This is a genomic window from Catenulispora sp. GAS73 (genome assembly GCF_041262085.1).
Taxonomy (GTDB): Bacteria; Actinomycetota; Actinomycetes; order Streptomycetales; family Catenulisporaceae; genus Catenulispora.
In genome coordinates this window covers 59,309-79,638 of the sequence record NZ_JBGCCM010000029.1, presented here as the reverse complement: position 1 = coordinate 79,638, position 20,330 = coordinate 59,309, and the positions used below count along the sequence as shown (strand labels likewise).

At 70.1% G+C, this 20,330-nt stretch carries 18 protein-coding genes and 1 tRNA gene; 2 read left to right on the top strand and 17 right to left on the bottom strand.

Annotated features, from left to right (window positions below):
• Positions 1-23 precede the first annotated feature (23 nt).
• The 14 genes from mreC to ABH935_RS35690 all read right to left on the bottom strand — a co-directional run bounded on the left by mreC (position 24) and on the right by ABH935_RS35690 (position 14,570).
• A complete protein-coding gene (gene mreC, locus ABH935_RS35755; RefSeq protein ID WP_370382392.1) occupies positions 24-896 on the bottom strand; it encodes a rod shape-determining protein MreC in 873 nt (290 codons plus the stop codon).
• Positions 897-905: 9 nt separating this feature from the next.
• A complete protein-coding gene (locus tag ABH935_RS35750; RefSeq protein WP_370382453.1) occupies positions 906-1,943 on the bottom strand; it encodes a rod shape-determining protein in 1,038 nt (345 codons plus the stop codon).
• Positions 1,944-2,207: 264 nt separating this feature from the next.
• A complete protein-coding gene (locus tag ABH935_RS35745) occupies positions 2,208-3,317 on the bottom strand; it encodes a phosphatase PAP2 family protein (protein WP_370382391.1) in 1,110 nt (369 codons plus the stop codon).
• Between the two features lie 153 nt (positions 3,318-3,470).
• Positions 3,471-3,872 carry a DUF4233 domain-containing protein gene (locus ABH935_RS35740; RefSeq protein ID WP_370382390.1) on the bottom strand — a complete coding sequence of 134 codons (402 nt, stop codon included), beginning with the start codon at positions 3,870-3,872 and terminating at the stop codon, positions 3,471-3,473.
• 11 nt (positions 3,873-3,883) lie between these two features.
• Positions 3,884-5,428 carry a folylpolyglutamate synthase/dihydrofolate synthase family protein gene (locus ABH935_RS35735; RefSeq protein WP_370382389.1) on the bottom strand — a complete coding sequence of 515 codons (1,545 nt, stop codon included), beginning with the start codon at positions 5,426-5,428 and terminating at the stop codon, positions 3,884-3,886.
• A gap of 37 nt (positions 5,429-5,465) precedes the next feature.
• Positions 5,466-8,114 carry a valine--tRNA ligase gene (locus ABH935_RS35730; protein ID WP_370382388.1) on the bottom strand — a complete coding sequence of 883 codons (2,649 nt, stop codon included), beginning with the start codon at positions 8,112-8,114 and terminating at the stop codon, positions 5,466-5,468.
• 48 nt (positions 8,115-8,162) lie between these two features.
• The gene (locus tag ABH935_RS35725) at positions 8,163-8,513 is read right to left on the bottom strand and encodes a type II toxin-antitoxin system PemK/MazF family toxin (RefSeq protein WP_370382452.1); all 351 of its coding nucleotides are present in this window, start codon (positions 8,511-8,513) and stop codon (positions 8,163-8,165) included.
• Between the two features lie 13 nt (positions 8,514-8,526).
• Positions 8,527-8,748 (bottom strand): antitoxin, encoded by a 222-nt coding sequence (locus ABH935_RS35720; RefSeq protein ID WP_370382387.1) that lies wholly within the window; start codon positions 8,746-8,748, stop codon positions 8,527-8,529.
• A gap of 105 nt (positions 8,749-8,853) precedes the next feature.
• The gene (gene clpX, locus ABH935_RS35715; protein WP_370382386.1) at positions 8,854-10,185 is read right to left on the bottom strand and encodes an ATP-dependent Clp protease ATP-binding subunit ClpX; all 1,332 of its coding nucleotides are present in this window, start codon (positions 10,183-10,185) and stop codon (positions 8,854-8,856) included.
• Between the two features lie 216 nt (positions 10,186-10,401).
• On the bottom strand, positions 10,402-11,046 hold the full coding sequence (locus tag ABH935_RS35710; RefSeq protein ID WP_370382385.1) for an ATP-dependent Clp protease proteolytic subunit: 645 nt from the start codon (positions 11,044-11,046) through the stop codon (positions 10,402-10,404).
• 59 nt (positions 11,047-11,105) lie between these two features.
• Complete coding sequence (locus ABH935_RS35705; protein ID WP_370382384.1) at positions 11,106-11,741, bottom strand: ATP-dependent Clp protease proteolytic subunit; 636 nt, start codon at positions 11,739-11,741, stop codon at positions 11,106-11,108.
• A 239-nt stretch (positions 11,742-11,980) separates the two neighbouring features.
• The gene (tig, locus tag ABH935_RS35700) at positions 11,981-13,381 is read right to left on the bottom strand and encodes a trigger factor (RefSeq protein ID WP_370382383.1); all 1,401 of its coding nucleotides are present in this window, start codon (positions 13,379-13,381) and stop codon (positions 11,981-11,983) included.
• 128 nt (positions 13,382-13,509) lie between these two features.
• Complete coding sequence (locus ABH935_RS35695) at positions 13,510-13,968, bottom strand: GNAT family N-acetyltransferase (protein WP_370382382.1); 459 nt, start codon at positions 13,966-13,968, stop codon at positions 13,510-13,512.
• A gap of 71 nt (positions 13,969-14,039) precedes the next feature.
• Positions 14,040-14,570: a hypothetical protein gene (locus tag ABH935_RS35690; protein WP_370382381.1), complete on the bottom strand. Its 531-nt coding sequence runs from the start codon at positions 14,568-14,570 to the stop codon at positions 14,040-14,042.
• A gap of 190 nt (positions 14,571-14,760) precedes the next feature.
• Between ABH935_RS35690 and ABH935_RS35685 the strand changes: the two genes are divergently transcribed.
• Positions 14,761-15,480: a DUF2625 family protein gene (locus tag ABH935_RS35685; RefSeq protein WP_370382380.1), complete on the top strand. Its 720-nt coding sequence runs from the start codon at positions 14,761-14,763 to the stop codon at positions 15,478-15,480.
• Positions 15,481-15,512: 32 nt separating this feature from the next.
• Here the strand turns inward: ABH935_RS35685 and ABH935_RS35680 are convergent, their stop codons facing one another.
• Both ABH935_RS35680 and ABH935_RS35675 read right to left on the bottom strand, forming a co-directional pair.
• Complete coding sequence (locus ABH935_RS35680; RefSeq protein WP_370382379.1) at positions 15,513-16,946, bottom strand: aldehyde dehydrogenase family protein; 1,434 nt, start codon at positions 16,944-16,946, stop codon at positions 15,513-15,515.
• Positions 16,947-17,110: 164 nt separating this feature from the next.
• Positions 17,111-19,216 carry an MMPL family transporter gene (locus tag ABH935_RS35675; RefSeq protein ID WP_370382378.1) on the bottom strand — a complete coding sequence of 702 codons (2,106 nt, stop codon included), beginning with the start codon at positions 19,214-19,216 and terminating at the stop codon, positions 17,111-17,113.
• Between the two features lie 161 nt (positions 19,217-19,377).
• On the opposite strand from ABH935_RS35675, the gene ABH935_RS35670 reads away from it, so the two are divergent.
• Positions 19,378-19,857 carry a ribose-5-phosphate isomerase gene (locus ABH935_RS35670; RefSeq protein ID WP_370382377.1) on the top strand — a complete coding sequence of 160 codons (480 nt, stop codon included), beginning with the start codon at positions 19,378-19,380 and terminating at the stop codon, positions 19,855-19,857.
• 270 nt (positions 19,858-20,127) lie between these two features.
• Here the strand turns inward: ABH935_RS35670 and ABH935_RS35665 are convergent.
• A tRNA-Gly gene (locus ABH935_RS35665) sits at positions 20,128-20,198 on the bottom strand.
• Positions 20,199-20,330 lie beyond the last annotated feature (132 nt).

The window sequence follows — 20,330 nt, the reverse complement described above, 5'->3', positions numbered from 1 at the left end:
GCGAGGCAGCCTGGTGGCGGCGGTCAGTGCGCCACCAGCGCGTCGCGGGGATCGGTGCGCGGCGGCTCCACCACGACGCCGACGGTCTGCAGGCCGTCGTAGGCCACGTAGGGCTTCACGATCGCGGTCCGGGTCATCGCCCCCGGCGTGGGCTGTACGGAGGTCACGGTGCCCAGCGGCACGCCGGGCACGAAGGGCGTGCCGCCGGCCGAGCCGAAGGTCAGCACCGGGGTGCCCAGCGGGATGTCGGCCTGCGGGTCGAAGAACTGCACGCTGAACGCCCCGGCCCCGCCGCCGGTGGCCAGGCCGACCTGGCCGCCCCCGGCGCCGCCGGTGCCCGGGGTCCGCACACCCACCGTGAAGCGCGGGTCGTCGGCCAGCAGCACGGTCGCGGTCTCGCGACCGACCGCCACGGTGCGGCCGACCAGGCCGTCGCCGTCGAGCACGGTCATGCCCGGCTTGACCCCGTCCAGGGTCCCGGTGTCGATGGTCGCCGACCAGGTGCCCTGCTGCTGCGGGGCGAAGGACAGCACCCGGGCCGGGATGGTGCGGTAGCCGCCGACCGAGGCGACGTGCAGCAGCTTGTCGAGCTCGGCGGCCCGGGCACGGGCGTCGGCGGCGGTCTCGGCCTGTTCGCGCAGGGCCGCGTTCTGCGTCTTGAGCAGCGCGATCTGCTTCCGGTCCTGCTCGCTGTGGCCGAGTCCGTGCACGAAGTCGCCCACCGGCCGCTCGACCGCCGCGACCGAGCGCGTCATCGGGCCGAGCACCGCCTCGCCGCCGGAGCGCAGCGGCTGCAGCGGCGAGCGGGACCCGCCCCGGGCGTCCACGGTGATCATGGCGAAGGCCGCCGCCAGCAGTACCGCCAGCAGCAGCCTCGTCCGCTTGTCGTCACGCACGCTCGCGCACTACCTCCGCCCGGGACGGCGACGGTTGTTCAGCGAGCCCAGCACCGGGGCCAGCGCCTCGAACTCCTCCAGGCACCGGCCGGAGCCCAGGACCACGGAGTCCAGCGGGTTCTCCGCGATGTGCACCGGCATGCCGGTCTCCTCGCGGATCCGCTCGTCCAGGCCGTGCAGCATGGCGCCGCCGCCGGTGAGCACGATGCCGCGGTCCATGATGTCGCCGGCCAGCTCCGGCGGGCACTTGTCCAGCGTGTCGCGCACCGCGTCGACGATCGCCGTCACCGGCTCCTCGATCGCCTTGCGCACCTCGGTGCTGGACAGCAGGATCACCTTCGGCAGGCCGCTGACGAGGTCGCGGCCGCGGACCTCGGCGCGGGTCTCCTCCCCGACGTTCCAGGCCGAGCCGACCGTCACCTTGATCTCCTCGGCGGTACGGTCGCCGAGCAGCAGCGAGTACTCCTTCTTCGTGTACTGGATGATCGCGTTGTCCAGCTCGTCGCCGGCGACCCGCACGCTGAGCGCGGTGACGATGCCGCCGTAGGAGATCACCGCGACCTCGGTGGTGCCGCCGCCGATGTCCACGACCATGTTGCCGGTCGCCTCCTGCACCGGCAGGCCCGCGCCGATCGCCGCGGCCATCGGCTCCTCGATGAGGTGCACGCTGCGCGCCCCGGCGGCGCTGGCCGCGTCCTCGACCGCGCGCTTCTCCACCCCGGTGATGCCGGAGGGGACGCAGACGATGACCCGGGGCTGCGCCAGCCACCGGCGTTTGTGCGCCTTGCGGATGAAGTACCGCAGCATCCGCTCGGCGACTTCGAAGTCGGCGATGACCCCGTCCTTGAGCGGCCGGATCGCCACGATGTTGCCGGGCGTGCGGCCGATCATCTTCTTCGCCTCGGCGCCGACCGCGAGCACCGCGCCGGTCGTGGTGTCCACCGCGACCACCGAGGGCTCGTTCAGCACGATGCCTCGACCGCGTACGTACACCAGGGTGTTCGCGGTCCCGAGGTCCACCGCGATGTCCCGACCGATGACCGCCATCCCGGAGCCCATGCGCGATCCCCATCTTCCGTCGCTCGGATGTTGCAGAAGTCTTGCCGTCGCTTGTGTTGCGCGTTGCCCTACGAGTCGGCGACAGGCGCGACGTGCGGCGCCCGCGACCGATCCTAACCAGCGTTATGCCCGATAGATCCCGGAGCATCCGATTCACCCCGAAGCGGTACGCCCGAACGGGTGAGAATGCTTATGTCAGGGTCCTGGACGGCCAGAGTGCGGCATTGCGCGGGGCGCGCGCCACACGGGTGATCAGGGTGCCTGGATCGTCAATCTGGGCGGCGGGCGCGTCCCCACCGACTCCAGGTTCCGGCACACCGCGAGCATCATCCCGGCCGCGGTGACCGCCGCGCCGAGGGCGAGCGCCTGCGCGGACCAGTACGCGGCGTCCTCGCGGCCCAGGGCCGAGGTCGCGCTGTGGTAGCGCGCGAAGAAGGCGAGGCCGACGGCCAGCGAGACGGTCGCGATGCTGAGCAGCGCGGCGTAGAGCAGGCGCTGGCCCAGGCTGCTCCGACCGAGTGACGGCTCCGGACGCACCAGGCCGATCTGCGCCACGACGGCCAGGCCGAGCAGTCCGACGGCCAGCGCGAGCAGGTCGGCGGCGACGGTGTCGGAGAGCCGGTGCCAGTCGGCCGCCACGGTCGCCACGCCGGCCAGCGCCGCGCCGGGCAGCACGAGCAGGGTCACCGGGACGTACCAGCGGCGGCTGATCACGATGAGGGCCGCGAAGAACAACCCCATCGCCGCCGCGGCGTGGCCTGAGGGGAGCGTGTTCGGGGGCTGGTAGGTGGCTTGGGCGAGGGCGACGTGGGCCATGGTGGCGGCGACCGAGGCGACGGCGTCGTGCGCCGCCGCGTTCGGTGCGGCGACCGCGCTCGCCGCGCTCGCGGCGGTGGCGGCGTTGACCGCGTGACCGGCACCGGCCGCGCCGCCCGCCGCGTGAATCGCGCCGAGCGCATCCGCCCCGAACACCGGCCGGCTCGGCAGCGCCCCCTTCATGAACCGCGCCGCGAGCACCGCGCCGCCGGCCGTCAGCACCCCGCACAGCGCCAGCAGAAACCGCCGCCGCAGCAGCCCGACCGCCGCGATCACGACCAGCGAGGCCCCGAAGCTCTCCGCCGTGAGCCGGTTCAGCCAGCGATCGGCGTCCTCGTACCAGCTCCCGCTGCGGTGCTGCCGCGCGCCGGCCAGCGCCGCGTTCTCGAAGTCCTGCCCCCACCGGGTCCGCACGGCGAGCAGGTAGACCACGAACACGCCGGCGACCGCGACCACCGCCCCGGCCACCAGGCGGTTGCGCAGATCACGTCGCGAGCCGACGGTCGCCGTGTGGCGGTCCACGGCCAGGGCCTCGGGGTAGAGCATGTGGAGGGAATACCCGGACGGATGGCGCAAATGGCCTGATTAGCCCGAATTGGTGAAGCGGTCAGCGCTTCGCCAGCGTGGTGGTGGCATTCGGCGCCGGGCTCGGGTAACAGCCGGCAACGCCCGCGTTCTGCGAGCTCTGCGAGCGGCGGCTCAGGAACTCGCGGCCGGCGCCTGCGCCGCCGGCGCTTCTGCTTCTGCCTCTTCGGCCGCCTGTGCTGCCTGAGCCGCCTCATAGGCGGCGTAAGCGGCCGCCTTCTCCGTGTCGATCTGCCGACCGGCCTTGAGCGCCCAGTACCAGAGCAGCGCGAAGCAGGCCCCGACGAAGAACATGTCCGTGATCACGAAGCCTGCGAGGATCAGCGCGCCCTGAAGCACCCAGCCGAGCGAGTACGCCCACGGCTTGCGCAGCATCCCGCACAGCAGCGCGGCCACCACCATGCCGGGTCCGCAGATCGCCCAGACCGTGCCCGAGCTCAGGTCGGAGAGCTTCATCGCCACCAGGGCGAAGAAGAGGATCACCAACACCTCGAAGCACAGCACGGAGGCTGCCATCCGCCGGACCATCATCGGTCGTCACCGCCGTACTCGTCTTCAGAATCCAACCCAGCGTCGGACAACTCGTCGTCGCGCTCGCCGCCCCGCCGCTCCCCGAGCAAGTCCAGGTCGCGGTCGTCGAAGTCCTCCTTCTCGGCGTCCTCGAACTGGACGTCCTCGAAGGTGTGCCGGTCCTCGACGCGCTCGGCGCGGTCCCGCACCAGCAGGGTACGCGCCTGCCCCGCGGTGACCACCGACCCGGTCACGATGACGCCCGCACCGGCGGAGGTGCCGGCCGGGATCGCCTCCTCGGCCAGGCCCATGGCCAGGTCGATGGCGTCGTCCAGGCGGGGCGCCTCGTGGACCCGCTCGGCGCCGAAGATCTCGCCGGCCAGTTCGGCGAGCACACCGACGGGCATCGCGCGCTCGGTGGTGTTCTGGGTGACCACGATCTCGTTCAGAACCGGCTCCAGCGCCTCCAGGATCCCGGCGACGTCCTTGTCGCGCATCGCGCCGACCACGCCGACCAGGTGGTCGAAGGTGAAGTCGTCGGCCAGGGCCTGCGCGGTGGCGCGGGCGCCGGCCGGGTTGTGCGTGGCGTCCAGGATGACCGTGGGGCCGCGGCGGACCACTTCCAGCCGGCCCGGCGAGGTGACCTTGGCGAACGCCTCGCGGACCACGTCCGGGTCCAGCGGGGTGCGGGCCCGGCCGGCGCCGAGGAAGGCCTCGACGGCGGCCAGCGCGGTGGCCGCGTTGTGCGCCATGTGCTCGCCGTAGAGCGGCAGGTAGACGTCGGTGTACTCGCCGGCCAGGCCCTTGATCGTGATCTGCTGGCCGCCGAGCGCCTGCTGGCGCTCCACGACCCCGTACTCGATGCCCTCGCGGGCCACGGTGGCGTGCACCTCGGAGGCCCGGCGCAGGATGACCTCAGCCGCCTCCAGCGGCTGCTGGGCCATCACGACGACCGCGTCCTCCTTGATGATCCCGGCCTTCTCGGAGGCGATCTTCGCCGGGGTGTCGCCGAGGATGTGCGCGTGGTCGACGTCGATCGGGGTGATCACCGCGACCTGGCCGTCGGCGACGTTGGTGCAGTCCCAGGTGCCGCCCAGGCCCACCTCCAGCACCGCGGCGTCCACCGGGGCGTCGGCGAAGGCCGCGAACGCCATCCCGGTGATCACCTCGAAGAAGGACATCGGGAACTCCTGCGAGGCGTCCACGATGTCCACGTAGGGCCGGATGTCCTCGTAGACCTCGACGAAGCGCCGCAGCGGGATCGGCGCCCCGTCCAGGGTGATGCGCTCGTTCATCGACTCCAGGTGCGGCGAGGTGAACCGGCCGGTGCGCAGGTTGAGCTCGCGCAGCAGGGTCTCGATCATCCGCGCGGTGGACGTCTTGCCGTTGGTCCCCGTGATGTGGACCACCGGGTACGCCTTCTGCGGGTCGCCCAGCAGCTCGGTCAGGGCCCGCACCCGTGCCAGGGTGGGGTCCATCTTGGTCTCCGGCCAGCGCTCCAGGAGCTCGTGTTCGACTTCCTCGAACTGCTCCTGAAGCTCCGGGTCGACATTGTTCGCCATGAACTCGATGGTTCCTTATCGCTGTCGCTGAAACCGATCAGGCGGCGGGCAGCGCGTCGAGCTGGGCGCCCAGGCGGGCGATGTCGCTCTCGGCGTCGGCCAGGCGCTTGCGGATCTTGTCCACCACGGCGTCGGGCGCCTTGGCCAGGAACTCGGCGTTGCCGAGCTTCGCGTTCGCCTGCTCGACCTCCTTGCGCGCGGCGGCCAGACCCTTGTCCAGCCGCTTGCGCTCGGCGGCGACGTCGATGGTGCCGGACGTGTCCAGCTCCACCTTGCCGCCGGTCGCGGCGAGGGTCGCGGTGGCGCTGAAGCCCTCCGCCGGAGCAGTGAGCCGGCTCAGCAGCCGGATCGCCGGCTCCTGCCCGGCCAGCTTCGGATCGGTCAGCGTCAGCCGGGCGGCCACCCGCTGCGCGTCCTTCACGCCCTGGTCGGTCCGGAAGCGCCGCACCTCGGTCACGACCTCCTGCACCGCCTCGATCACCGCCTCGGCGTCCGGGTCGACCCGCGTCAGGTCGGCGGTCGGCCACTCGGCGATCACGATCGACTCGCGGCCGGTCAGCGCCGTCCACAGCGTCTCGGTCACGTACGGCACGGCCGGGTGCAGCAGGCGCAGCATCACGTCGAGGACGTGTCCGAGCACGGCGCGCGTGGTCTGTGCGTCGGGGTCGTCCGCGGCCGCGCCGATCGGCAGGCGGAGCTTGGCCAGCTCGATGTACCAGTCGCAGACCTCGTCCCACGCGAAGTGGTAGAGGGCTTCCATGGCCTTGGCGAACTGGAAGTCCTCGTAGAGGCCGTCCACCTCGGCCACCACCTCGTTGAGGCGGGACAGGATCCAGCGGTCCTCGACCGTGAGGCGGTCGGCCGACGGCAGCTCGGCCGGCACGTACGCGCCGTTCATCATCGCGAACCGGGTGGCGTTCCAGATCTTGTTCGCGAAGTTGCGCGCGCCGGCGATCCAGTCCTCGGCCACCGCCTGGTCCGCGCCGGGGTTGGCGCCGCGCAGCAGGCCGAAGCGCACCGCGTCGGACCCGAACTTGTCCATCCACAGCAGCGGGTCGACACCGTTGCCCTTGGACTTCGACATCTTCTTCCCGAACTGGTCGCGGACCAGGCCGGAGAGCACCACCTTCTGGAACGGCTGCACGCCGTCCATCGCGTACAGGCCGAACATCATCATCCGGGCCACCCAGAAGAAGATGATGTCGTAGCCGGTGTGCAGCACCGAGGTCGGGTAGAACTTCGCCAGATCGGCGGTCTGCCCCGGCCAGCCGAGCGTGGAGAACGGCCACAGGCCGGAGGAGAACCAGGTGTCGAGCACGTCCGAGTCCTGATACCAGCCCGGCTCCGACGGCGGCTCCTCGTCCGGGCCCACGCACACGACCTCGCCGTTCGGGCCGTACCAGATCGGGATCCGGTGGCCCCACCACAGCTGGCGGGAGATCGTCCAGTCATGCATGTTGTCGACCCAGGCGAAGTAGCGCGGCTCCATCTCCTTGGGGTGGATCTGCACCCGGCCGTCGCGCACCGCGTCGCCGGCCGCCTTGGCCAGCGTCTCCACCTTCACCCACCACTGGAGCGAGAGCCGCGGCTCCACCACGGTGTCGCAGCGCGAGCAGTGGCCCACGGGGCGCAGGAGCTGCTTCTGGCCGACGATGCGGCCGTCCTCGCGCAGCGCGCGGACCACGGCCGGGCGGGCCTCGAAGCGGTCCATGCCCAGGAACGGGCCGTGCACGGTGATGTTCGCGTGCTCGTCCAGGATCGTGGGCATCGGCAGGTTGTGCCGGCGGCCGATCTCGAAGTCGTTCGGGTCGTGCGCCGGGGTCACCTTCACCGCGCCGGTGCCGAAGGCCGGGTCCACGTGCTCGTCGGCCACGATCGGAATCCGGCGGTCGGTCAGCGGCAGCGCCACTTCCTTGCCGATCAGGTGCTGGTAGCGCTCGTCGTCGGGGTGCACGGCCACCGCGGTGTCGCCGAGCATCGTCTCGGCGCGCGAGGTCGCCACCACGATGGAGTCCTCGCCGTCGCCGTAGCGGATCGACACCAGCTCGCCCGGCTCGTCGTGGTGGTCCACCTCGATGTCGGACAGCGCAGTCAGACAGCGCGGGCACCAGTTGATGATGCGCTCGGCGCGGTAGATCAGACCGTCGTCGTACATCTTCTTGAAGATGGTCTGCACGGCCCGCGACAGGCCCTCGTCCATGGTGAAGCGCTCGCGCGACCAGTCCAGGGAGATACCGAGCCGGCGCTGCTGGCCCAGGATCTTGCCGCCGTACTCGGCCTTCCACTCCCAGACCTTCTTCACGAAGGCCTCGCGGCCCAGATCGTGCCGGGACAGGCCGTCCTTGGCCAGCTCGCGCTCCACCGCGTTCTGGGTGGCGATGCCGGCGTGGTCCATCCCGGGCAGGTACAGGGCCTCGTAGCCCTGCATCCGCTTGCGCCGGATGATCGCGTCCTGGATCGACTGGTTGAGCGCGTGGCCCACGTGCAGCGACCCGGTCACGTTCGGCGGCGGGATGACGATGGTGAACGGCTCCTTGTCGGAGGCCGCGTCGGCCGTGAAGTAGCCGTTCTTTACCCACCGCTCGTACAGCTCGCCCTCTACCTCTACCGGCGCGTACGCGGTCGGCAGAGTGGTGGCGGCGCTGTCAGCAGCGCCCTGGGCGGCTGGAGTGGTGGTTTCATTCACGCAGACAAGCTTATCGGTGCCCAGGAGGCGTTTCCGCCGAGTATCGGACTACAGCGCGAGGTGCAGACGCAGCGCGGCGTCGAGACGCTTCACGGTCTCCGGATTCAGGGCTGTGATCCGCCGGCCGATGCGGGAGACGTCGACGGTGCGGACCTGCTCGGCCTGGGCCTTGGAGTCGGCGCGCAGTCCCGGGTGGTCGGCGGCCTTGATGAGGACCTGGAACGGGTAGACGCGCGCGGTGTTCGAGGTGACGGGGACGACCGTGACGACGCCCCGGCCGTGGCGGTGCGTGGCGGTGTTCGCGCCGTCGTTGGAGACGATGACGGCCGGGCGGCTCTTGGGGGCCTCGCTGCCGCGCGCCGGGTCCAGATCGACCCAGAACACGTCGCCGCGGCGCATGGCGGGCACGGAACTACTCAACGTCTGTGAGCCCGTCACCGAGCACGGTGTCCCACAGCTCGGCGTCCCCAGAGCCGACCCATTCGTCGTACGCGGCGGCGTAGTCGTCGACCAGGCGCAGGGAGCGGGCCAGGTCGATGGCCTTGTGGACAGCCGCGGAGCGGGACGCGGCGTTCAGCTCGTCCAGGAACGCCACATCGTCGTCCGGCAGGGAGATGCTCAACTTGGTCGCCATACCCCTATCCTACCCCGGTAGGAATCGATTCCTACCGCAGAACGAAATTGGCGGCTCGCCGAAGCGAACCGCCAACCGCCTGCTTACAAGACAGGTGCGCCGAACCTAAGCCGACCGGTCCCGCCGCTCGTTCAGGTTCTGCTGCGTCCCGGTCCGCCGGCCGTGCTCGTTCAGAGCGCGCTGGTCCCGCGGCACCAGCGTGGGCAGCACGTGCTCGCGCACCACCTCGCCGGTGATGACCACGGTGCCGACGTCGGAGTGGCTGGGGACCTCGTACATCACCGACATCAGCACCTCCTCCATGATCGCGCGCAGTCCGCGGGCGCCGGTGCCGCGCAGGATCGCCTGGTCGGCGATGGCCTCGACGGCGTCGTCCTCGAAGACCAGCTCCACCCCGTCGAGCTCCATCAGCCGCTGGTACTGCTTGATCAGCGCGTTGCGCGGCTCGACCAGGATCCGGACCAGGGCCGCGCGGTCCAGCTTGTGGACCGAGGTGACCACGGGCAGGCGCCCGACGAACTCCGGGATCATGCCGTACTTCAGCAGGTCCTCGGGCAGCACGTCGGCGAACACGTCGGTGGTGTCGACGTCGTAGCGGGAGCGGAGTTGGGCGGTGAAGCCCATGCCGCGCTTGTTCACCCGGGAGTCCACGATCTTGTCCAGGCCCTCGAAGGCCCCGGCGACGATGAACAGCACGTTGGTGGTGTCGATCTGCAGGAACTCCTGGTGCGGGTGCTTGCGCCCGCCCTGCGGCGGCACCGAGGAGACCGTGCCTTCGAGGATCTTCAGCAGCGCCTGCTGTACACCCTCGCCGGAGACGTCGCGGGTGATCGACGGGTTCTCGGCCTTGCGGGCGATCTTGTCGATCTCATCGATGTAGATGATCCCGCTCTCGGCCTTCTTGATGTCGTAGTCCGCCGCCTGGATCAGCTTGAGCAGGATGTTCTCGACGTCCTCGCCGACGTACCCGGCCTCGGTCAGCGCCGTGGCGTCCGCGATGGCGAACGGCACGTTGAGCATCCGGGCCAGGGTCTGCGCCAGGTAGGTCTTGCCGCAGCCGGTGGGGCCCAGGAGCAGGATGTTGGACTTGGCCAGCTCGATCTGCTCGCCGCGGCGTCCGCCGCGCTCGCGCTGGTAGTCCCCGGCCTGCACCCGCTTGTAGTGGTTGTAGACCGCCACCGACAGGCTCTTCTTGGCGTTCTCCTGGCCGATGACGTACTCGTCGAGGAAGTCGTAGATCTCCTTGGGCTTGGGCAGCTCCGCCAAGCCCCGGGCCGCGGCCGGCTCGCCGGGCTCCTCCTCGATGATCTCGTTGCACAGATCGATGCACTCGTCGCAGATGTACACGCCGGGGCCCGCGATGAGCTTCTTGACCTGCTTCTGACTCTTGCCGCAGAAAGAGCACTTCAGCAGGTCGGCGTTGTCGATGCGTGCCACGGTGGAGCTTCTCCTTTGTGAAGATCCCGGTGCTGGACCCACTCCTGGGCGCCGGTAGGCGCTTCGTAGTCTGTCCCCCAAGACGGTACCGCTCATACCCCCGGCGAGGCGTGAGCGCTCGACAATCGCGAGCGCATCGGCCGTGGCATCGAATGATAATCCGATGCCACGGCCCGTGGCGGGTCACTCCGCCGATATATCAGTGTCCGCAACCGGTCATCGAATGTTCAGGGAGTCCGTACGGGAGGTCAGGACCTGGTCGATGATCCCGTAGTCCTTGGCCTCCTCGGCCGAGAGGATCTTGTCGCGGTCGATGTCCTTGTGCACCTGGTCCGCGTCGCGGCCGCTGTGCTTGGCCAGCATCTGCTCCATGACGGTGCGCATCCGCAGGATCTCGTTCGCCTGGATCTCCAGGTCGGACAGGTCGCCGCGGCCGCCCTCGCTCCAGGGCTGGTGGATCAGGATCCGGGCGTTGGGCAGCGCCAGGCGCTTGCCCGGGGTGCCGGCGGCCAGCAGCACCGCGGCCGCGGAGGCGGCCTGGCCCATGCACACCGTCTGGATGTCGGGCTTGACCCACTGCATCGTGTCGTAGATGGCGGTGAGCGCGGTGAAGGAGCCGCCGGGGCTGTTGATGTAGATGGAGATGTCCCGGTCGGGGTCCATCGACTCCAGCGTGATCAGCTGGGCCATCACGTCGTTGGCCGAGGCGTCGTCGATCTGCACGCCGAGGAAGATGATCCGCTCGTCGAACAGCTTCGAGTACGGGTCCCACTCGCGGAAGCCGTAGCTGGTGCGCTCGCTGAACTTGGGGACGATGTAACGGGCGTCGTGCTCGGGCCCGCGGTAGATCATGTCGTTCATGGAAGGGGTCCTCCGGGAGAAGGCGGCCGGGTAGGGGTCAGGCGGAGCTGCGAGGAGCCTCAGGCCTGCAATTCAGAAGCGGTGCCGCCGCCGCCGGGGACGTCGTTGGCGTGCGTCATGATGTCGTCGATGAGGCCGTACTCCTTGGCCTCCACGGCGCTGAACCAGGTGTCCCGGTCGGAGTCCAGCTCGATCTTGTCCAGCGGCTGGCCGGTGTGCTGGGCGGTGAGCTCGGCCATCCGCTTCTTGCTGCGCAGCAGGCGCTCGGCCTGGATCCGGATGTCCGCCGCGGAGCCCCCGATGCCCGCGGAGCCCTGGTGCAGCAGGATCTCGGTGTTCGGCAGCGCGAAGCGCTTGCCGGGGGTGCCGGCGGTGAGCAGGAACTGGCCCATCGAGGCCGCCATGCCCATGCCCACGGTCACGATGTCGTTGGGGATGTACATCATCGTGTCGTAGATCGCCAGGCCGGCCGAGACCGAGCCGCCGGGGCTGTTGATGTAGAAGTAGATCTCCTTGTCGCTGTCCTCGGCGGTCAGCAACAGCAACTGGGCACACAGCGAGTTGGCGATGTCGTCGTCGACCTGGGTGCCCAGGAAGATGATCCGGTTGCGCAGCAGCCGGTTGTAGACCTGGTCGCTCAGGCCGAGCGGGCTGTCAACGCCCGCACGGGCCATCGGGGTCAGCGGCGTCGTCATAGGTTCACCCTGCCTGGTTCGTCGGAAGCGGAATGCGCGGACCGGTACAACGAGCACCGTCGAGCCCTGTGACACCCTCGACTCGTGATCGCCGCCGGTCCTAGGACGACCCTAACGCCCCGGTCCCCCACGGCGTCGGCGGCCCGGCCCTTGTTCGCTGACGGCATACGCGAAAGCCCCGCGTCCTGCGCAGGAGCGGGGCTTTCGTCGTACCGGGTGTTCGACACCCGGCTGTTCGATCAGTCGTGCTTGTGGCCGTAGTGCTCGTCCTCGGGCGCGCGGCCGTGGCTGTCCGGGTTCTCGCCGTCGGTGTCCTCGACGTCGGGGGCGTTGATCTTCTTGACGTCGACCTCGTTGCCGGCGGCGTCCTTGACCTTCGCGGCCTCCAGCACCAGGTTCAGCGCCTTGCCCCGGCGCACCTCGCCGACCAGGGCCGGGATCTGCCCGGCCGAGGAGATCTGCTGGGCGAACTCGTCCGGGCGCATGCCGGCCTGGGACGCGCGCTGGATGAGGTGGTTGGTCAGCTCGCCCTCGTTCACCGAGATCTCCTCGGCGTTGGCCAGCTTGTCCAGGATGAACTGGGCCTTGACCCCGTCGCGCACCTCGTCGGCGAGCTCGGCGTTGTACTCGTCCTCGGTCTTCTCCTGCAGCTTGAAGAAGCCCTCGCGGGTCATGCCGCCCATCGCGATCTGGCGGTCCAGGGCCTCGTTGCGCCAGGCCAGCTCGGCGTCCACGACCGACTTCGGCAGCGGGATGTCCACGCGCTCCAGCAGGACCTCCAGCACCTTGTCCCGGGCCGAGGCGACCTGCTCGAACTGCTCGGAGCGCTCCAACGTCTCGCGGACGTTGGCGCGGAACTCCTCCATGGTGTCGAACTCGCTGGCCAGCTGGGCGAACTCGTCGTCGAGCTCGGGCAGCTCGCGCTCCTTGACCGCGGTGACGGTGACCTCGATGGTCGCGTCCTCGCCGGCGTGCGAGCCGCCGAGCAGCTTGGAGGTGAAGGTGGCGGTCTCGCCGGCCTTCTTGCCGATGATCGCCTCGTCGGTGCCCTCGATGAGCTGGGTGGAGCCGACCTCGTAGCTCATGCCCTTGGCGGTGCCGTCCTCCAGCACCTCGCCGTCGATCGAGGCGGCCAGGTCCAGCGTGACGAAGTCGCCGTCGGCGACCTCCCGCTCGACCTCCTTGAGCGAGCCGAAGCGCTTGCGGATGTCCTCGATGCGCTCGTCCACGGCCTCGTCGGCCACCGTCGCGTCCTCGACCTCGACCTCGATGTCGTCGTAGGCCGGCACGTCGAACTCGGGGCGCACGTCCACCTCGGCGGTGAACTTCAGGTCCTGGCCCGGCTCGAACTCGGCCAGGTCCACGTCGGGCTGGCCGACGACCTCGATCTTGTTCTCCTCGACGGCCTGGCCGTAGAACTGCGGCAGCGAGGAGTTGATGGCCTCCTCCAGCGCGGCGCCGCGGCCGAAACGCTGGTCGATGACCGCGGCCGGGACCTTGCCCTTGCGGAAGCCCGGGATCGAGACCTGCTCGGCGATCTTCTTGTAGGCCGCGTCGAGGCTCGGCTTGAGCTCCTCGAACGGGACCTCAACGGTGAGCCGGACCCGAGTCGGGTCCAGGGTCTCGACAGCGCTCTTCACTGCTGGTCTCCTTGCGGCGCTGCCGGCCCGGCAGCCTCGAGTCATGGCGCGGCGTCGCGCGTGGACGGGATACGAAGCCCCATCGTAACCCGGAGTGCCGCCCCTGAAGGAAACGGTCCCCGAACTCGCTACAGCTCTCTCTGGTAGCAGTGAGACGTCGGCTCATCCGCATACGCCCCGAAACCCGGGATCGGCACGTACCCGGAGCGCTCGTAGAAGCGGATCGCGGCGGCCTGCTTGGGCCCGGTCTCCAACCGGAGCGTGCGCCAGCCGCGCACTACCGCCGCCTGCTCCAGCGCCGCCAGGACCGCTCCGGAAACGCCCCGGCCGCGCCAGTCCGGCACCACATACATGCGCTTGAGTTCAGCCGCACCGGGCTCCAGCGGACGCAGCGCCCCGCAGCCCACCGGCTCGTCCGCGACGTACGCGATCAGGAACAGGGCGATGTCGCCGGCCGAAGGCGCGACGCCGGGCTCGCTGCCCGGGCCGTACATCGCGTCGATCTCGGCGCGCTGGGCATCACGCAGCGTGGCCGCCTGCGGGTGCTCCCACGGCACTTCGGCGACGGTGATGATCGGTGCGCTCACCGCGCCAGTGTGGCGTCGGAAGATGTCTTCGGTGTTACCTCGGGTTCGTGCGTCACGGCGGCTCTCCGCGGTCAGCTGAACAGGGCCTGCACCGTCATCAGCGGCATCATCACCAGCAACACCAGACCCAGGGCCGCCAGCACCGCGAACACCGTGATGTTGAAACGGCTCAGCGGCCCAACCGCGAAGTCGGCCTCGGCCGGCAGGTAGCGCACCTCGGCCGTCGCGCCGACCTCCAGGGCGCGGCTGGAAGCGTCGGCGTGCCGGCGGGTGGCGCCGTCCGGGGTCGCGTACTCGAAGACCGGATAGGTGAAGTCACTGTTGTGGAAGGAGACCACCGCGGCCACGGTCGCGGTGGCGCGCTCGGCGCCGGAACGCAGCCGCCAGCGCAGACGCAGGGCGCTCAGGTAGTCGGTACGCAGCGCGGCGGCGGCGAGGAAGGCACCGAAGGCGGAGGTGACCGCGCCGATCAGGACACTGGCATAGCCGTTGTTGGCGTCGGCGTCGGTCGCGACTATGAGGATCGATTCCGCAACGTATAGAAGGACTGCGGCGAGCAGTATCCGTACGCCCTTGGACATCGCGGCCCACTTCGCGGCCATGCTCGGCCCTCCCGGAGTTTTCGAGGTCGTCGGGGGTGTCGGTGCCCCGTGGCCGAGATGGTAGCGGTCATCCTTCTCGGGTTGAGATCTGGAGTGCCGCTACCGTCATCGCGCGGCCGGGGACGGTGGCGGGCCGGGGTGCGCGGCGGCGGGGTCGGCAACGCCGGGCAGATCTGCCATGATCGGGCGGATGCGAGAACTCACCGAGCTGATCGAGGTCGAGGATCCGGCGTGGCCGGAGCTCCAAACGTTGTTCGCGGACTGCCCGATGCCCCTGACCGTCTTCGCCCCGGACCCCCGCGAGAGCACCCGCGGGCTCCACCAACTCCAGGTCACGGCGCGGTCGATGCTCGGCGGACTGACCCTGAACTGCGGCGGCCTGCTGGTCGACGACGGCTGGGTCCGGGTCTACGGCGGCGGCCCGGGGCACGACGGCGGCCTGCCGAGCGTGGCCCAGGTCAACGGCTTCCCCGAGACCTTCGACCCCGGGTGGCAGGCGCCGGCCGGGCTGGTCGTCGCGCATGACGTGCTCGGAGGCGTGTTCGCTTTGAACGGCATGGACCCGGCCGCCTCGGGACGGCCCGGGCAGCCGGGGCAGATGACGTACTTCGCGCCGGACACGCTGGCGTGGGAGGCGTTGGAGATCGGGCATTCGGCGTGGCTCGCGTGGCTGCTTTCCGAGCGACTCGAAGGGTTCTACAACGCGCTGCGCTGGGACGGATGGCGCGAGGAGACCGCTGCGGCAGGGCCGACGCAGGCGATCAGTGTGTTCCCGTTCCTGTGGAGCAAGCCGACGGAGGACGCCACGACCAGCCGGCGCACCGTGCCGATGGCCGGCGTGCTGGGGATAGCCGCGGACTTCGCGGAGCAGATCGGCGTCGGGGACCCCGGGTTCCTCGGGCTCGTGTGATCTGCCGCTGATCCGCGGCTCCCTACGTCGTCCTAGGCGACGCGGAACTGCAGCGACTTCGTCTGCAGATACTCCTCCAGCCCGAACCGACCCAGCTCACGACCGACGCCAGAACCCTTGTAGCCGCCGAAGGGTGCCGCGAGGTTGAACCGGCCGCCGTTGATGTCGACCTGACCGGTGTCCATCCGCCGCGCGAAGGCCACAGCCTCGTTGTCGTTGGCCGCCCACACGGCGCCGGCCAGACCGTACTCGGTGGCGTTGGCGATGCGCAGCGCGTCCTCGGCGTCGTGGAAGGACATCACGGAGATGACCGGGCCGAAGATCTCCTCGCGGGCCACAGCCATATCGGTGGTGACGTCGGCCAGGACCGTGGGACGCACGTAGAAGCCGGTCGGCAGATCGTCCGGAGCCTGCGCGCCGCCGACCACAACCCGCGCACCCTCGCCCACGGCGTCGTTCAGGTAGCCGCGGACCCGGTCCCGCTGCTTGGCGTTGACCACCGGGCCGACCCGGGTCTCCGGGCTGGTCGGATCGCCGGGCACGAACTTGGCCGCGGCGGCCGCGGCGATGGTCACGGCCTCGGCGTACTGCTCTTCGGGGACCAGCAGGCGCGTCCAGGCCGAGCAGGTCTGGCCGGAGTTGTTGAAAACGTTGGCGACCGCGACGTTGACCGCCTTGGCCAGGTCCGCGCCGGGCAGCACCACACACGCCGACTTGCCGCCGAGTTCCAGCGCCACCCGCTTGACGCCGCGCCCGGCGTGCTCGGCGACCTGCCGGCCGACCGCGGTGGAGCCGGTGAAGGAGACCATGTCGACGTCCGGATGCGCGGCCAGCGCCGCCCCGGCCGCCGCGCCGGTCCCGGTGACCAGGTTGAAGACGCCGGGCGGGAATCCGGCCTCGTCGATCAGCCGGGCGAACAGGCGCGCGGTCAGCGGCGTGTCCTCGGCCGGCTTCAGCACCACGACGCACCCGGCCGCCAGCGCCGGCATCACCTTGGCGACGATCTGGTGCAGCGGGTAGTTCCACGGCGTGATCGCCCCGACGACGCCGGCCGGCTCGTGGTAGACGGTCGAGTTGCCGACCTGCTCCTCGAACTCGTAGTCGGCCAGGATGCGCAGGTAGCTCTCGGCCACGCCCAACGGCAGCCCGGCCTGCACCGCGGTGGCGAAGCCGACCGGGCAGCCGAGCTCGGCGACCACGGTCTCGACGATCTCCGGCTGCGCCTCGGCGAGCTTGGCGACCAGGTGGCCCAGGAACTCCAGCCGGTAGTCCTTGTGGCTGGCGCCCCAGGCGCGCGCCGCGGACCGGGCCGCGGCCACCGCGGCGTCCACGTCGGCGGCGCCGCCGGCGGGGATCGCGGCGATCACCTCTTCGGTGGCCGGATTCAGCACGTCGACCGTCTCGGTGGAGGCCGAGGGGATCCATTTGCCGCCGATGTACTGGTCGGTGAAAGTGAGCACGCTCATTGGGCCGTCCCGGGGAAACTAGCGGTGCGAATTTCTGCGGACGCTAGCGCCACGATCATGGCGGCACAAGGACGGACCTGGAGGTACCGGGCGTGTCGTTGCTCACGGGACCCACGGATCGCTCCGGTATCAGCATCCATATCGACCTCCTGTTCATGGCGACTTCATGGCGACGGCCTCACCCGCAGCACGCGAGCGGCCCACCCGGGCAGCACCCAGTTCCAGCGCCCGAACAGGGACACGAGCGCGGGCACGAGCAGCGCCCGGACGACGGTGGCGTCCAGCAGGATGCCGACGCCCAGACCGGTGGCGAAGATCTTCAGGAACGTCGGCGGCGCGCTGGCCAGGGCGGCGAACGCCAGGAAGAGGATCAGGGCGGCGCTGGTGACCAGGCGGCCGGTGCGGCCCAGGCCCACGACGACAGCCTCGTCGGTACCGGCTCCGGCGTCGAACTCCTCGCGCATCCGGGACAGGATGAAGACCTCGTAGTCCATCGACAGGCCGTAGAGGAACGCGAAGACGATCATCGGGATCCAGAACGGGATGCCGCCGGTCGCCGGGACGCCCCAGATGGCGTGCGAACCGTGGCCGTCCTGCCAGATCAGGACCATGCCGCCGTAGGCCGCGGCGACTGAGAGCAGGTTCGCCAGCACCGCCTTGGCTGGGAGCAGCAGAGAGCGGAAGGTGCGGGCCAGGACAAGGAATGTGAGGACGGCCAGCACGGCCAGGAGGAGCGGGAACTGGCCGTACATCTTGTGGATGTTGTCGATGTTGGCCAGAGCGCTGGAAGCCACGAGCGTGCCGGGGATCGCGTGGTCGAGGGTGGTGCGGGTGAGCTTCGCGACGTGCTGGCCCTGGCTGGTCGCGGCCTCGTCGCTGGGGAGGACGACCGTCATCGGCCACCGGGTGGTGGGGGTCTTCTCCGTACCGGGTGGCGGCGTGGTCACGGGCACGACCGCGTGGATGCCGTTGCCCGGCATCAGCACCGCGGGTTCGGTGTTCGGCGGGGTCAGGACCACGTAGGGATTGAGCACGCCGCTCGGGATGTCCGCCGCACGCAGCGCCACGAGCCCTTGGCGGGCGTCGCCGGACTTGGCGAGGGAGTCGGTCGTCGGGTCGCCCTCGTGGATGCCGAGCGCGGTGACGGCGAGCGTGACCAGCACGACGAGCGCCAGGCCGGCGGCCGCCCAGCGTCGTCGGACCACCCAGCGGGCCCACGCGGTCCAGGCGCGGCTGGGTTTGTCCTCGTGCCGCAGGTGCGGCCAGTCCAGGCGGCGGCCGAAGCCGGTGAGCGCGATCGGCAGCAGGGTCAGCGTTACGGCCACGCTGACCACCGGGATCAGCATGCCGCCGATGCCGATGGAGCGCATGAACTGGATCGGGACCACGATCAGTGACAGCAGGCCCAGCGCCACGGTCAGCCCACTGACCAGCACTGCCCGGCCGGCCGTGGCCATCGCGCGGTGCACGGCGGCCTCGTTGTCGGCGCCGTGCGCCACCTCCTCGCGCCACCGGGTAACCAGCAGCAGCGAGTAGTCGATCGCCACGCCCAACCCGATCAGACCGACCATGTACTGCACCACGGCCTGCACCTTCATGAACTCGGTCAGGAGCAGCACCACGAGGTAGCTGGACAGGATGGAGACAGCGGCGATCATCAGCGGGAGCAGCGCGAGGAAGGACCCGAACACGAAGGCCAGCACGATGAGCGCGCCGGCCCCGCCGAGCAGGGCCTCGGTCAGCACGCCGTTGCCGCCGCCGCTGCCGTTGGAGGACAACGGGGTGATGCCGGTGACGTGCACCTGGGTCCCGGCCGGAGCCGCGGCGGCGAGCTGGTGCGGCAGGACGCGGGCCGCGTCGGTCTGCGTCTTCGCGTCCTTGACCTGGTCCCCGATCGCGGGGGTGAAGACGAGGGCGAACATGGTCCGGCCGTCGGCGCCGAGGAAGGCGCGGTCACCGGTGTTGTAGTAGTCGACGACGCGCCCGGGAACAGCGGCGAGCGCGGGCTCCAGCGCGGGCCGGGCCGCCTCCGGGGTCTGCCCCGGCGGCAGAACGAACACCGGCACCAGCGGATCGAAGCCCCCGCCGACGTGGTACTGCGCCACCAGCGCGTCGCTCGCCGCCACCGACGGCGTGCCGGCGATGGTGAAGCTCTGATTCAGGTGCTTGGACAGGATGGAGGAGGACCAACCGCCGGCCAGGAACAGCACCAGCCACAGCGCGGCGATCGCGCGCCGGTTGGCGAGCACGAATCTCGAGAATCGCTCCATGGCTGTCCCCCCTTCGGTCAATTTCGGTCCGGTGCCACTCCGCTCACTCCACGATCATGATTGACTACCAGAACAACAGTGCACCACCGCACCACGCATCTCAATCGGCCGAACGGGTGGCCGGCTCGGCCGGGCGGCCTCCGGATGGGATAATCCTCCATATGCGCATCTACCTCGGCAGCGACCACGCCGGCTACGACCTGAAGAACCACCTCGTGACCTGGCTGACGGCCGCCGGGCACGAAGCCGTCGACTGCGGCCCGCACGCCTTCGACGCCCAGGACGACTACCCGCCGTACGTGATGCTGGCGGCCAGCAAGGCCGCCGGCGACCCGGACGCCCTCGGCATCGTCATCGGCGGCTCCGGCAACGGCGAGGCCATCGCCGCCAACAAGATCCCCGGCATCCGCGCGGCCCTGGCCTGGAGCGAGGAAACAGCGCGGCTGGGCCGCGAGCACAACAACGCGAACGTCGTCAGCATCGGCGCCCGCATGCACACCGAGGACGAGGCCACGCGCTTCGTCGAGGTCTTCGTCAGCACCCCGTTCTCAAACGAGGAGCGCCACGTCCGCCGCATCGAGATGATGAGCGACTACGAGAAGAGCGGCGTGCTCCCGGCCCTACCCGGCGCCTCGGGCTGAGGCGCAACGGTCGCAAGAAGGCTGAGACGCGGAAGGGCCACCCGGATCGGGTGGCCCTTTGTGCTGGTCACGGTCGGCGAGCTCGGACCGAATTACTGGCGTCGGAACGTTGCCGACACCATCGGCGGGTTCGACGGGTTCCTGTGGAAGCCGCCGGGGCAGACGAACGACGAAGTGGACGTGGGACGGGTGAGACCCAAACTGAGACCCAAAAGGGCCGTCCCGATCAGGACGGCCCTCTGTCGTCAGCGTTTCCGCTGGTAGCTAGCGAGCGGATGACCGGGATCGAACCGGCACAATCTGCTTGGAAGGCAGAGACTCTACCATTGAGCTACATCCGCACCCGCGGCACCGAAGCGCCGCGCGTGCCTCTATCTTGGCACACTCCGTGCCTCCTTCTCACCCCGGTTCCCGGTCCGATGCGGTGAGCGCCGCGCCGTTCCCGGCCTCGCACCCGCGCGCGTCGGTCGCCG

Coding starts and splice junctions, on each gene's coding strand:
- ABH935_RS35680 (WP_370382379.1), bottom strand. CDS start 16,946: ATGAGCGTGCTCACTTTCACCGACCAGTACATCGGCGGCAAATGGATC.
- ABH935_RS35675 (WP_370382378.1), bottom strand. CDS start 19,216: ATGGAGCGATTCTCGAGATTCGTGCTCGCCAACCGGCGCGCGATCGCC.
- ABH935_RS35685 (WP_370382380.1), top strand. CDS start 14,761: ATGCGAGAACTCACCGAGCTGATCGAGGTCGAGGATCCGGCGTGGCCG.
- ABH935_RS35690 (WP_370382381.1), bottom strand. CDS start 14,570: ATGGCCGCGAAGTGGGCCGCGATGTCCAAGGGCGTACGGATACTGCTC.
- ABH935_RS35710 (WP_370382385.1), bottom strand. CDS start 11,046: ATGAACGACATGATCTACCGCGGGCCCGAGCACGACGCCCGTTACATC.
- ABH935_RS35720 (WP_370382387.1), bottom strand. CDS start 8,748: ATGGCGACCAAGTTGAGCATCTCCCTGCCGGACGACGATGTGGCGTTC.
- ABH935_RS35745 (WP_370382391.1), bottom strand. CDS start 3,317: ATGCTCTACCCCGAGGCCCTGGCCGTGGACCGCCACACGGCGACCGTC.
- ABH935_RS35725 (WP_370382452.1), bottom strand. CDS start 8,513: ATGCGCCGCGGCGACGTGTTCTGGGTCGATCTGGACCCGGCGCGCGGC.
- ABH935_RS35740 (WP_370382390.1), bottom strand. CDS start 3,872: ATGGCAGCCTCCGTGCTGTGCTTCGAGGTGTTGGTGATCCTCTTCTTC.
- ABH935_RS35705 (WP_370382384.1), bottom strand. CDS start 11,741: ATGACGACGCCGCTGACCCCGATGGCCCGTGCGGGCGTTGACAGCCCG.
- ABH935_RS35735 (WP_370382389.1), bottom strand. CDS start 5,428: ATGGCGAACAATGTCGACCCGGAGCTTCAGGAGCAGTTCGAGGAAGTC.
- ABH935_RS35750 (WP_370382453.1), bottom strand. CDS start 1,943: ATGGCGGTCATCGGTCGGGACATCGCGGTGGACCTCGGGACCGCGAAC.
- ABH935_RS35670 (WP_370382377.1), top strand. CDS start 19,378: ATGCGCATCTACCTCGGCAGCGACCACGCCGGCTACGACCTGAAGAAC.